The organism is Methylocystis parvus OBBP (genome assembly GCF_027571405.1).
Taxonomy (GTDB): Bacteria; Pseudomonadota; Alphaproteobacteria; order Rhizobiales; family Beijerinckiaceae; genus Methylocystis; species Methylocystis parva.
Map to the genome: position 1 here is coordinate 682,951 of NZ_CP092968.1, position 12,479 is coordinate 695,429.

The window sequence follows — 12,479 nt, forward strand, 5'->3', positions numbered from 1 at the left end:
AAAGCTAGATCCCGGATCGGCAAAGAAGCTTGGAAAAGCTGCCCCTCAATAACGCGACATAATGTCGAACCCCGAGATATTCGACGTTCGCGGCAATTGCGGACGCCCCCCGTTGTTCGATTAAGAAGTTATTACCAAGGCGGCGGACGCACATCGTTCAAATGGATGATGTGCCGAATTTTTCCTGTGATGCGGCGCCGAGCGGCGCGAGCCCTCCGAGCAGCGCCACAACTTCCGCCTGTCTGCCGCAGCCGGTCTTTTCCATCACCCCGCGCAGATGGGTGCGCACGGTGTTGCGCGACACGGCTCCTTCGGTCGCGATGTCCTCGATCGATTTGCCGACGACGAGACGGCGCGCGACCCGCGCCTCCGCCGGCGTGAGGTCGAAAAGCGATTGGACGAGCTCCGCCGAAGGCGCCTGCGGCGCGCCGACGGGCGTCATGGCGAGAACGCCGGCGCATCCGATGAAGATGTCCCGCGCGGCGCCACGGATGGGGATGATGTGGGCGATCATCGGCGCCTCGCCCTCCGGATCGCGCGCGGGGAAGGAGCGCGGCGCCGCGCTGCGGTCGTCGTGGAGAGTCGCGATCGCGTCCCCGAGCAGCCGGTCGGCGGTCTCGTCCCGTAAGGAAAAGCGGTTATGCGCCCGCCAACGCACATGAGTCGTCATCGACTGGATGAGATTATTGGCGGCCAGGATTTTCCCTCCGGCTCCCAATACGAGCGCCGGCAGGCCGATGAGCGCCAGCGTCTCGCTCGCGACCCTCGCGCGCTCGAGCTGCATTCGCGCCGCCATGAAGGCGCCGCGCGCGAGGTGCGGCCGCAAGGCGTCGAGCCGTTCGACGAATGTGCGCTCCACCGGACCGCGATCGAATGCTCGATTGATGCAAATGAAGAGATCGTCGCCCGTCGGCAGCGGCATTGCGGTGGAGACGGTCCAGCCGAGGCCGCGCGGCCGCAGGAACTCGCTGAATGTCGGATCGTGTTCGAGCTCCTCCGTGGTGAAGATGTCGGACTCGACGACAAACCCGGCATGATGAAGCGCCAGTTGCCGGGCGCGACGCTCGTGACCGCGCTCGATCCACCCCTGCGTCGCATAGGCGTCCATATGTTCGGCGACGCATTCCGACGACTTCCAGCCGAGGCGGGTGGGATTGGCGGCGAACAAGACGCCGCCCCGCGCTTCGGTGAGCGTCGAGAGCTGGTCCATGACGCCGGGCCAAAGCTCCGGCGCAAAGGAACTGGCGTAGATCTGGTCGAGAAGGTTCTGATCCATCAAAATTCGACACAATATTATCCGGTTGCGTTGAAGCGAGTCGTCGCGCAATTCCCGGGAGGCCGCAACATATTTTGCGTTTCCGCCACCCCCGCGCGCCAAGGCCGGGCGCCTGAGAGGGACCGTCATTCCCCGGCGCCGCCGTCCATGTTACCCTCGTCGCGAGGAGCCGCCGCTCATGCCGACCACGACCAAATCCGCCGAGGGCTATCACCGTCGCGCCTTCACCGTCGACGAGATCGTCGCCATGCAGGACGCCGGCATCATTTCCGAAGATGAGAATTTCGAGCTGATCGAAGGGGAAATTGTCCCCATGGGGCCAAAATATTCCGCGCATGAACGCATCAAATCGAAGTTGTTGATGGCGATGTCTCGAGCTTGCCCGCCGTCGCTGATCGTGGGCGTCGAAACTTCCATCTTCCTTTCGGCGAACACCTTTGTCGAACCCGATATTTCACTTTATGCTGAACGACTTCGCTCCCAGGAATTACGCGGGCCGGACGTTCAGCTCGCGATCGAAGTCGCGGCCTCCAGTCTCGCCTACGACCTCGATCTCAAGGCGAAGCTCTATGCGCGTTACGGCGTGCGGGAATATTGGGTCGTCGACGCCAATCAGCGCGTCGCCTTCATTCACAAGGGGCCGAAGGCGGAAGGCTGGGCCGGCGTGACGAAAAAGAGCGCGGAAGACGTTCTCGCCTGCGCGGCCGTCCCGGAGTTTCGCTTCCGCCTCGTCGACGCCTGAGCCGTCATAACTCCCGCAGTTCCGGCCCCGGCCGGCGCGACAGCGCGCGCCATGTGCCTGCGAGCCCCAACCCGATGGTCACGAGCAGCGTCCCCACGGTCGTGGCGACGATGGCGGCGATGGGGAAAGCGAAGTCGATCTTCATCACGAGCGTGACCATCGCATAGGCGGCGCCGATCCCAGCCGCGAGCGCGATGAGCGAGGCGACGAGCCCGACGAGACCGAATTCGAACCCATAGGCCGCGGCGAGCCAGCCGCGCGTCGCGCCGAGCGTCTTCAAGACCACCGCGTCGTGGATGCGGGCGCGCTGGCCGCTCGCGACCGCGCTCGCAAGGGCGAGCATCGCCGTGACGATGGCGAGCCCCGCCGCGGCGCGGGCGGCGAGGGCGAGTTGATCCGCGATCTTGTCGATCGCCTGCAACGCCTCCTTGACCCGCACCGAAACGATCATCGGAAAGCGCTTCGCCGTCTCGCGGGCGAGCCTGGCGTCCATGGCGTCCCGAATTTCGGCGCTGGGCGCGCCGTAAGCCACGGTGAAAAGCTCGGTGTAGGGTGCGCCGCGAAAGGCGTTGGGCGAGAAGACCATGATGAAGTTGATCGCATAGCTGCGCCAATCGACTTTGCGCAGGCTCGCGACTTTGGCGATCAATTCGCGCCCCAGCACATTGACTTTGACGTCGTCGCCGATCCCGACGCCGATGCCCTCCGCGACTTTCTGCTCGAGCGAGACGAGCGGCGGGCCGTCATAATCCGCCGGCCACCACTCACCCTCGGCAAGTTGCGAATTGGCGGGCAAGCTGGCCGAGAAGGTCACGCCGCGATCCCCTTCGAACGCCCATTTCTGGTCGTCGGCGACGGCGATCTTGCCGACGGGCGCGCCCTTCACCTCGACCATGCGCCCGCGCATCATGGGCACATGTTCGATCCGGGCGTCCGGGACCTGCTCCGCGAGGAAGGCGGCGAAAGCCTGCGCCTGAGATTTCGGCGTATCGACGAAAAAGAAATTCGGAATTTCTCCGGCGTCGGCGCGTGCAAGCTCATTGTGGACCGAGCCCTCGACCAAGGCCAGGGCGACGAGGAGAGTCTGGGTGAGGCCGATCGAAACGATGAGCGCGGGGGTGAGGCTTTTGGGCCGCCAGATATTTGCGAGCGCCAGCCGCAGTCTTGCATCGCGCGGGCGGGGCAGGGCGCGCGCCGCGCGCATGGTCAAAGAGGCCGCGCCGCGCAACGCCGCGAAGGCCGCGACCGCGGCGCCCACATAAGCGGCGCCAAGCTTCAGATCGGCGGAAGAAACCGTCGCCAGCGCGGCGAGCGCGACGGCGGCGATAAAGGCGGCCGCACGGTAGCGGGTCAGTTTGACGCTTCTCGCATCGTCCCGCAGCAGGGCCGCGACCGGCGCCTCATGCGCGCGCCCGAGAGGGATGAGCGCGAAGATGAGCGTCACCAGCAAACCGTATAGCGCGCCGAACAACGCTCCGCGCGCGTCCATTGCGGCGGAGACGGGAAGCTCCGCGGCCTCCCGCAAGGCTCCGGCCGCCGCCCAGGGGATCAGAGCGCCGACGGCGAGGCCGAGCAGGATCGCAAAGGCCGCCGCCGCCATGACCTGCGTAAGCGCGATGGCGAAGACGCGGGAGCCCGTCGCGCCCAGCGCCTTCAGCACCGCGAACTGCATGCGCTTGCGCTCGACGAAACCGTGGACGGCGTTTGCGACTCCGGCGCCGCCGGCGACAAGCGCGGTCAGCGCGACGAGCGTCAGAAGCTGGGTGAAGCGGTCCAGATTGCGCGAGAATTGGGGAGAGACCGCGTCGCGCGTGCGCGCTTCCCACCCGGCCCGTGGAAAGGCGGCGTCCGCCGCTTTCACGAACGCCTTCACGTCTTCATCGGCGGCGTTTCCAGCCAGCGTAATGCGTGTGGCGTTGCGCACGACGGTCCCGGGCGTCACGAGGCCGGAGGCTTTCAGCGCCGCGCGCGTCATCATCACGCGCGGGCCGAAGCCGACGCCGCCCGCGAGCTTGTCCGGTTCGTTCAGCAATTTCGCGCGGAGCTGAACGCGCGAATTCCCGATGAGCAGCGTATCTCCAAGCTTCACGTCGAGCCGGGCGAGAAGGATCGGATCGACCACGATCCCCGCGACGCCGTCCTTCTCGGCAAGCGCGTCGTCTAGCGGCGTTGCGGGGTCGAGCGTCACGGCGCCGAAGGCGGGATAGGTCGCCGGATCGACAGCCTTGATCTCGACCATCGCCGCTTCGCCGTCGTCGCGCCGCGCCATGGCGCGCATCAGCGAAATCTCGCAAATTCGGCCGCGCGTCTCGAAAAAGGCGCGCTGCTCGGGTGAAAGCTCCCGCGCCACGAGGCTGAAGGAGGCGTCGCCGCCGAGAATGGTGCGCCCCTCGCGGGCAAGTCCTTCGGCCAGTGAGCGCGAAAGGCCGGAGACGCCGGAGATCGCGGCGACGCCGATGACGATGCAGGCGACGAAGACGCCGAAGCCGCGCGGATCCCCAAGGAGATCGCGCAGGGCGAAGCGCAGGCCGAAAGGCAATTTTGACTGGATGCGTCTATGCAAGTCGGGCGCTCGCTTCCATGTTCTTCTTCATAGGTTTTATCGCCGCTCGGTTATTGCCAAAGCTACGCTTGCTCATCTTGGCCGAGCGCACGTTATTTTTCCAGCCGGGATGGGCGTAGCTCGGTAAGCGGTTATGATGCTGCCGGAGTGAAAGCAGGGAATCATGGCTTGGACCGATAAGCCGAACGACGCGCGGCCTCCTCATACGCCCCTCTGCGCGCTCGGCGCTTCGGCGGGCGGCATTACGGCGCTGAAGAAGTTTTTCAAATGCGTCAAAAACGATCTGGGCCTGGCCTACGTCGTCATCGTGCATCTCGCGCCGGACCAGCCGAGCTCCCTGAGCGAGATTATCGCGACCCAGACCAGCATGCCGGTCAGCCAGATCAATCACGGGGCGAAACTCAAGCCCGATTGCGTCTATGTCATACCGCCGAATCGAGAATTGGTGATCGATGGCGACGACATCACGGCGCGTCCCTTCTCCGGCGCGAAAGGCCGCCGTTCCCCGATCGACATGTTTTTCCAATCGGTCGCCGAAGGCCGGGGCGACGGGATCGCCGTTCTGCTGAGCGGGTCGGGGTCTGACGGCACGCTCGGAGTCCGCGCCGTCAAAGAGGCCGGCGGCGTCATCTTCGCCCAGGAGCCCGGCGAAGCGGAGTTCCCGATGATGCCGGAAAGCGCGATAGCGACCGGCGTCGTCGACTTCGTCGTCCCGATCGCGACGTTGACGGAAAGGCTTGCCGAGGTCGTGCGTAGCAAGAAGAAGATTTTTCAGGGAAATGAGGAGGACGCCGAGCAGCAGGTCCGGCAGATCGTGGCCTTTCTGCGCCGGCGCGTGGGGCACGATTTTTCGGACTATAAGCGCCCGACCATCATGCGCCGGCTGGCGCGCCGGATGCAGGTCGTGCGGCAGGAGAGTTTCGCCGATTATTACCGCTATCTCCAGAGCAACAAGAACGAGGTCCATGAACTTTTCTCGGACCTGCTGATTTCCGTGACGTCGTTTTTCCGCGATCCGGAGGCTTTCGCCGCGCTCGCCGAGAAAGTCGTCAAGCCGCTTTTCGACAAGCTCGACGACGAGGCGTCGATCCGCGTCTGGGTCATCGGCTGCGCCACCGGAGAAGAGGCCTACAGCATTGGAATCCTTCTGCTGGAGGAAGCGGCGCGACGCGGCGCCTATCCGATCATGCAAATCTTCGCGAGCGACATCGACGATATGGCGTTGGCGACAGCGCGCGAAGGGCGTTACCCGAAGTCGATCGAGGCGGATGTCTCCGATGAGCGTCTGCGCCGCTTTTTCGTAATGGAGGACGCGCATTATCGCGTGAGGAAGGAGTTACGGGACCTTGTGCTGTTCGCCTCTCACAGCGCGCTCAAGGATCCGCCTTTCATCAAGATCGACCTTATTACTTGCCGGAACCTTCTGATCTATCTCCAGCGCGAGCTGCAACGGCAACTGTGCGGGTTGTTCCATTATGCGCTCAGAGCGAATGGTTATGTCTTTCTGGGTTCCGCCGAGACGATTGATATCAATCAGTCGCAATTTTCCGCGATCGATCGCGACGCCCGGATTTACGTGTCGCTCGGCCAGGCCGAAAAAGTCGCGCCGATCCTGCCGCAGCTCACTTCGGATTTTCGCGCGGTGGAGCATCGCGTGGCCCAACCGACTCAGCTGGAGCCCGTTCTCAGCGTGGGGCATGCGCATGTGGCGGCGCTGGAGAGAAGCGCCCCGCCGAGCGTTTTGGTCGACGGCTCTTTCAAGATCCTTCATTTGTCTCCGAACGTCGGCCGATTCTTCAGGCCGTTGGAAGGTCCTTTCAGCACGGAGCTGCCTGCTCAAGTGCGTCCCGAGCTTCGAGTCGACTTGAAGCTTGCGCTTCAGCGTGCGTTCGAAAAGGGAGAGACGTCGCTCAGCGTTCCGATCCCCGTGGCGTTCAACGGCGACGCTCATCTCGTCGCTCTGCATGTGACGCCTTGCGCGGCGGTTGACCAATCCGTCGCAGGCCAGGCCCTCGTGCTCTTCATGGATCTCGGGAAAGCGCCCGGAGCCGACGAAATCAGCGATGTCGAAGGCGTCAACAGTGGAGAGCTGAAGCGGTTGCGCCAGGAGTTGACGGCGGCTCAGGACCGGCTCAGCGCCGGCAGGCGCGAATATGAACAGGCGACCCAGGATTCGCGCGCCGCCAATGAAGAGCTGCAATCCATCAACGAAGAATATCGCTCGACCGCGGAGGAGCTGGAGACCAGCAAGGAAGAGCTGCAGTCGATCAATGAAGAGCTGCAGACGGTCAATGGCGAATTGAAGAACAAGCTGGAGGCGATCTCGACCGCGCATAACGATCTCCAGAACCTCGTCGCCGCGACGGAGATCGGCACGCTCTTCCTCGATCCGAATCTTAAAATCCGTTTCTTTACGCCGCGAATTCACGATTATTTCAACATCAGCAAGACGGATATCGGGCGCGTCATATCGGATTTCAGGCATCGGCTCGTTTATGACGGACTCGAACAGGATGTCGCCGGCGTCCTGAAGAATCTTATCCCTGTCGATAGAGACATCAAAACGTCGGACGGGCGATGGCTTTCGATGCAGGTTCGCCCCTATCGGACTCTCGAGGAGCAGATAGACGGCGTCGTCGTCACCTTTACCGACATCACCAAGCTGAAGCTCGCCGAACAGGGACTGGCCGCCGAGCTGCGCGCCATGGCGCGGTTGCAGGAGCTCAGCACGAAAGTGATGGAGGCCGATCAGTTCGAGCGGCCGATGGGGACCATTCTCGACGCCATCGTCGAACTGATCGGCGCGGATATGGGGAGCATTCAGCTCTATGACGAGGCGAGCCAAACATTGAGGCTGCTCGTACATCGCGGATTCCAAAAGCGTTTCCTGGATCATTTCGCGACTGTCGACGCGTCCTCCGCCTCCGCTAGCGGCGCCGCTCTCCTGAAAGGCGAGCGTCTCGCATTTGAGGATGTCGAGAAGGAGCCGGCGCTTGCCGTTAATTTGAAGGAGATAAGGGATGCCGGCTATCGGGCTGTCGTGTCGGCGCCCTTATACGCCACTTCAGGCAGGATGGTCGGCATGCTGTCGCTCTATTTCCGCGAGCCCCATCAGTTCTCCCCCCACGAGTTGCGCCTCGTCGACATCTGCGCCCGTCAAGCCGCCGACGCGATAAGCGTGTATCTTCTTCAACAGGCGCTTCGGGAGGCGGATCGTCGCAAGGATGAATTCCTGGCGATGCTCGCCCATGAATTGCGCAACCCCCTAACGCCGATCCACAACGCGCTGCACGTCCTGAAGCGGTCCGCTCTGCCGGCGCCGGAAGTCGAGCGCTTGCACGATCTCATCGAGCGGCAGGCCTCTCATCTCGTTCGTCTCGTCGACGATCTTCTCGACGTGGCGCGCATCACGCGCGGAAAGATCGAACTGCGATGCTTCCCCATCGATTTGAAAGACGCGGTCAGGCAGGCGATCGAGACGACGATGCCCCTTTTCGAGGCCAAGGGCCAACATATCGACGTTTCGATGCCGGAAGAACCGTTGGTCGTCGACGGAGACGTTGTGCGGCTTTCTCAAGTCTTCTCCAATCTTCTGAACAATGCGTCGAAATTCACGCCGGCTGAAGGGCATGTCGCTCTCTCGATGGACCTCGTCGGCGACAATGTCGTCGTCCGCGTTCGTGACGATGGCGCCGGCTTCTCGCCCCAGGCGCTCGCGCACGCATTCGAGCTCTTCAATCAGGGCGACAAGCCGTCGGGACTTGGCCGCAGCGGCATTGGCGTCGGGCTGGCGCTCGCTCGCGGGATCGTCGAGTTGCATGGCGGGAAAATAAAGATTTTCAGCCAGGGAGCGGGCAAGGGCAGCGAAATTGAAGTGACGCTCGCGCATTCCAAGGCGAAGGCGGCCGTCTCCGCCCAACTTCCGTCTTCGCCAGCCAAGATGCCCACCGTTCGGGTGCTGGTCGTCGAGGATCAACGCGACGTCGCGGAGACCTTGGCTTTGCTTATTCAATCGCTGGGCGGGGAGACCTGCACCACGGAAGATGGGGCGTCGGCCCTTGCGGCGATCGAAGAATTTAAGCCGAATCTCGTCATCACGGATATCGGTCTGCCCGGCATGGACGGTTACGAACTCGCGTCCCAAATCAGAAAGCTGGTCAAGGGCCAGAAAGTTGTCCTGGCCGCTCTCAGCGGCTGGGGACAGGAGGAGGTCCGTCAACGCGCCTTGAAAGCGGGCTTCGACTTCTACTTCGTCAAACCGATCGAAATCGACGCTTTGACGCGGCTGCTCTCGGCGACGGGTAAAATGCAGCCTTAGCGTGCATTTTCCGTCATATCCGCCTCGATCCGCCCCGAACGAAGCCGCACCCTGCGACCGCAACGCGCGGCGAGCGTCGCGTCATGGGTGACGAGCACCAGGGTCGCTCCCCGGCGCGCCTGCTGGGCGAAGATGAGGTCGATCACCGCGGAGCCGGTTTCGGAGTCCAGATTGCCGGTCGGCTCGTCGGCGGCGAGGATGATCGGATCGGGCGCGAGCGCGCGGGCGAGGGCGACGCGCTGCTGCTCGCCGCCGGAAAGCTGAGCCGGATAATGTGAAAGCCGATGGCCGAGGCCGACGGCCGCGAGCTCCGCCGCGGCAATGTCGAAAGCATCCGATTTTCCGCGAAGTTCGAGCGGAATGGCGACGTTCTCCAGGGCCGTCATGGTCGGAATCAACTGGAAAGACTGAAAGACAACGCCTATCTTTTCGCCACGGAACCGCGCCAGCGCGTCTTCCGAGAGCGCGCCGAGGTCGTTTCCGTCGATTCTGACGGAGCCGGAGTCCGGGCGCTCCAATCCGGCGAGGGTCATGAGCAGGGTGGATTTGCCCGAGCCGGAGGGACCCAGAAGACTGACGGTCTCGCCTTGCCTTATGCTCAGGCTGACGCCTTTCAGGACGTGAACGCGCGCCGCCCCCTGGCCCAGCGTGAGATCGACGTCCGCGAGTTCGATGACCGGTTGCACGGAGATTTTTTCCTTGAACGACGCGCCTTGTCAGACGCTTGTGGCTTCGCCGTTATATCGCCTGTTCGGGCGATGGCTTCAAACCCTGGCGGTTTCGATGGTCTTGTTTTCCGGCGGCGCCGAGGCGGCCCCCGCGCGCATCCTCGCCTTCGGCGACAGCCTCACGGCCGGGCCGGGCCTGCCGGTCGACGACACGCTGCCCGTCCAGCTCCAGAAGCTGTTGAAGGCGCGGGGAAACGAGGTTGAAGTCATCAATGCGGGCGTCTCGGGCGACACGACGGCCATGGGGCTGGACCGCCTGGATTATGCGCTTGGGGCCGGACCGGTCGACGCGGCGATCCTGGAGCTCGGGGCCAACGACATGCTCAATGGGATGTCGCCGAAGGACGCTCGGGGCAATCTTTCCAGGATGATCGAAGTTTTTCAGGCGAAAGGCGTGAAAGTCGTGCTCGCCGCCATGGTCTCCAGCAACAATTGGGGGCAAGCTTATCGCGAGGAATTCGATTCGATCTACCCCGACCTCGCCGCCAAATATGGAGTGACGATGGTTCCTTTCTTCATGGAAGGCGTCTGGGGCGACCCCAAGCTCCTGATCGGAGACGGCGTGCATCCCAACGCCGCGGGCGTGCAGAAGATCGCGAAGAAAATCGCGCCTTACGTGGAAAAAATTCTCGCGCCCCCGGGCGCGGCGAAGGAGTCGCGCGCGCAGTAGCGGGCGCTTCGGTTGAGCTGCTGCAAGAGGAGGAGCGTATGCCCAGATTGTTTACCGCCCTGGAAGTTCCTCCCCATATCGCCGAAAGCCTGTCGCGGCTGCGCGGCGGCGTCTCCGGCGCGCGCTGGATCGATGTCGAAAATTATCACATCACGCTGCGCTTTCTGGGGGACGTCGACGACGCCTTCGCCCGCGACGCAGCCAATGCGCTCGATTATATCGACCGGCCGGAAGTGGAGATCGCGATCGACCAGCTCGCCTCCTTCGGGGGGGACAAGCCGCGCGCCATCGTCGCGCGCGTGCGGCCCGATCCCGCGCTTCTGGAAATGCAGGCCGAACAGGAGCGGCTGATGCGCCGTCTTGGGGCGCCGCTCGAGCCGAGGAAATACGTTCCCCATGTCACCCTCGCGCGGCTGCGCGGCTCGAATTCCGCCTCGGTCGCGGCCTATCTGGGCGCGCGGGGATATTTCCCGCCGCTGCGGTTCACCGCCGAACGTTTCGTGCTCTATTCATCGCGGGATTCCGTCGGCGGCGGCCCGTATATCGTCGAGGCGGACTATCCGCTCTACGAGGCCCGCCCGGCGTTGACAGGGGCGGCCGGCCTGTAGCTTTGCGCAAAGTGGCTGTTGCGAGCCAGTGAAGAAGCGGCGACAATCGGTCGGTTTCGCGTCGAAAGGGACGTAAATTGGCTGACGAATCAGAAAGCGCCGTGTTGGATCTGCTTCAGGAAATGCGCGCAGATATTTCAGGTCTGCGCGCGGATGTTTCGGGTCTGCGTGAGGATGTTCCGGGTCTGCGCGCGGATGTTTCGAGTTTGCGTGAGGATGTCTCGGGTCTGCGCGCGGATGTTCCGGGTTTGCGTGAGGATGTTTCGGGTCTGCGCGCGAATGTTCCGGGTTTGCGTGAGGATGTTTCAGGTCTGCGCGCAGATGTTTCGGGTCTGTACGAGGGTGTTTCGGGTCTGCGTGTGGAAATGGCGGGCACGCGTGTAGATATCTCCAATATCCGCGCGACCATGGCGACGAAGGCCGATCTCAGGGAATTGCGCGCCGAGCTTCGTGCAGAGTTCCGTTCTGAACTCCATTCTCTCCGCGCCGACGTCGCATCCGACATCGCCACCCTGGACGCTAAGATCGATCGCACGCGCAAGGATTTGAGCGACCAGATCGTCGGGCTGCGGCGGGCGGTCGTGGAGTATCACACGTCAGTGGTGGGTCATGGCGTGCTGATCAGCGAGATGGAAGGGCGTCTGCGCCGGGTGGAGCAGCATCTCAAGCTCGAGCCGGAGGCGCGCTGAGGCTAAGGCTTCAGCGCGCCTCCTTGCTTTGCTCCCGCGCGGCCTTTTTCTCAGCTCTTTCTTTATCTTTGGCGATCGCCTTGGCGCGGTTCTCCGCGACGATCGCGGCGAGGCCGGGGTCCTTCGCCACCGCTTCCGCGATCAGCCTGTCCGACGCGCCCTCGAGGTCGCTTTGGAGCCGGTCGAAAAATTCGCGCGTCTGCAGACCGGGCGGAATAGCCGGCAGAAACTCCATCACGATCGTGCCCGGGCGAATTAGAAAAGACCGGCGCGGCCAGAACAGACCCGCATTCAGCGCCACCGGCAGGACAGGCACATTCGTCGCCGCATAGAGATGCGCGACGCCGACCTTATAGGCGGGCGGCGCGCCGGGCGGGCGGCGCGTCCCCTCCGGAAAGATGAAGAGCTGGCGCCCTTCAGCGAATATTTTCTTCGACTTCTCGATTAGTTGCGGCAGCAGCTTGCCGCCCTTGGCGCGGTCGATGCCGATTTGTTCCGCCGCGAGGAGATACCAGCCGAAGAAGGGAATCCAGACCAGCTCATGCTTCAGTATGTAGCTGAAATCCGGGAATTTCGTCGGGAGGACGAATGTGTCCCAAATCGACTGGTGCTTCGCGGCGACGATGACGGCGCCTTCGGGGATGTTGTCCTGGCCCCGGAATTCCACCCTGGTTCCGCAAATTTTGTCGAGCAGCCAAAGAGACAGGCGACCCCATGTGCGGCCCAGCTCCTGCGAGACCTGACGACGCATGAAAAGGCCCGGCAGCCAGACGAGCTGCAAGACGATCATGGTCGAAAAAAACAGGATCTGGAAGACGAGCGAGCGCAGGAAAATCATGGGCGGGTTTCTCTGTTGCGCGCGCCTTTTACGCCAGCAGCGCCGGG

9 protein-coding genes are annotated in these 12,479 nt (G+C 63.3%); 5 read left to right on the plus strand and 4 right to left on the minus strand.

The genetic code is table 11. From position 1 onward, the window contains the following. Positions 1–157 precede the first annotated feature (157 nt). Positions 158–1,276 (minus strand): helix-turn-helix transcriptional regulator, encoded by a 1,119-nt coding sequence (locus MMG94_RS03365; protein ID WP_016918741.1) that lies wholly within the window; start codon positions 1,274–1,276, stop codon positions 158–160. Positions 1,277–1,454: 178 nt separating this feature from the next. Between MMG94_RS03365 and MMG94_RS03370 the strand changes: the two genes are divergently transcribed. Further along, on the plus strand, positions 1,455–2,018 hold the full coding sequence (locus MMG94_RS03370; RefSeq protein WP_016918740.1) for a Uma2 family endonuclease: 564 nt from the start codon (positions 1,455–1,457) through the stop codon (positions 2,016–2,018). Between the two features lie 4 nt (positions 2,019–2,022). Here the strand turns inward: MMG94_RS03370 and MMG94_RS03375 are convergent, their stop codons facing one another. Next, positions 2,023–4,581, minus strand: a complete 2,559-nt coding sequence (locus MMG94_RS03375) for an ABC transporter permease (protein WP_026016070.1) — start codon at positions 4,579–4,581, stop codon at positions 2,023–2,025. A 163-nt stretch (positions 4,582–4,744) separates the two neighbouring features. Between MMG94_RS03375 and MMG94_RS03380 the strand changes: the two genes are divergently transcribed. Continuing rightward, a complete protein-coding gene (locus tag MMG94_RS03380; RefSeq protein WP_016918737.1) occupies positions 4,745–8,899 on the plus strand; it encodes a CheR family methyltransferase in 4,155 nt (1,384 codons plus the stop codon). Here the strand turns inward: MMG94_RS03380 and MMG94_RS03385 are convergent. After that, positions 8,896–9,585 (minus strand): ABC transporter ATP-binding protein, encoded by a 690-nt coding sequence (locus MMG94_RS03385; RefSeq protein WP_016918736.1) that lies wholly within the window; start codon positions 9,583–9,585, stop codon positions 8,896–8,898. The two genes, MMG94_RS03380 and MMG94_RS03385, sit on opposite strands and share 4 nt — an antisense overlap. A 97-nt stretch (positions 9,586–9,682) precedes the next feature. Here MMG94_RS03385 and MMG94_RS03390 point away from each other — a divergent pair, with 97 nt between their 5' ends. From MMG94_RS03390 to MMG94_RS03400, 3 genes are all read left to right on the plus strand, one after another. Further along, on the plus strand, positions 9,683–10,297 hold the full coding sequence (locus MMG94_RS03390; protein WP_244415217.1) for an arylesterase: 615 nt from the start codon (positions 9,683–9,685) through the stop codon (positions 10,295–10,297). Between the two features lie 38 nt (positions 10,298–10,335). Beyond that, entirely contained in the window at positions 10,336–10,905 is a 570-nt protein-coding gene (gene thpR / locus MMG94_RS03395; RefSeq protein ID WP_016918734.1) for an RNA 2',3'-cyclic phosphodiesterase, read from the plus strand. A 104-nt stretch (positions 10,906–11,009) separates the two neighbouring features. After that, positions 11,010–11,594 (plus strand): hypothetical protein, encoded by a 585-nt coding sequence (locus tag MMG94_RS03400; protein WP_244415215.1) that lies wholly within the window; start codon positions 11,010–11,012, stop codon positions 11,592–11,594. Between the two features lie 10 nt (positions 11,595–11,604). Here the strand turns inward: MMG94_RS03400 and MMG94_RS03405 are convergent, their stop codons facing one another. Beyond that, complete coding sequence (locus tag MMG94_RS03405; RefSeq protein WP_016918732.1) at positions 11,605–12,432, minus strand: lysophospholipid acyltransferase family protein; 828 nt, start codon at positions 12,430–12,432, stop codon at positions 11,605–11,607. Positions 12,433–12,479 lie beyond the last annotated feature (47 nt).

Excerpts from the sequence above, each read along its gene's own strand:
- MMG94_RS03365 (WP_016918741.1), bottom strand. The coding sequence starts at position 1,276 with ATGGATCAGAACCTTCTCGACCAGATCTACGCCAGTTCCTTTGCGCCG.
- MMG94_RS03405 (WP_016918732.1), bottom strand. The coding sequence starts at position 12,432 with ATGATTTTCCTGCGCTCGCTCGTCTTCCAGATCCTGTTTTTTTCGACC.
- MMG94_RS03370 (WP_016918740.1), top strand. The coding sequence starts at position 1,455 with ATGCCGACCACGACCAAATCCGCCGAGGGCTATCACCGTCGCGCCTTC.
- thpR (WP_016918734.1), top strand. The coding sequence starts at position 10,336 with ATGCCCAGATTGTTTACCGCCCTGGAAGTTCCTCCCCATATCGCCGAA.
- MMG94_RS03380 (WP_016918737.1), top strand. The coding sequence starts at position 4,745 with ATGGCTTGGACCGATAAGCCGAACGACGCGCGGCCTCCTCATACGCCC.
- MMG94_RS03390 (WP_244415217.1), top strand. The coding sequence starts at position 9,683 with ATGGTCTTGTTTTCCGGCGGCGCCGAGGCGGCCCCCGCGCGCATCCTC.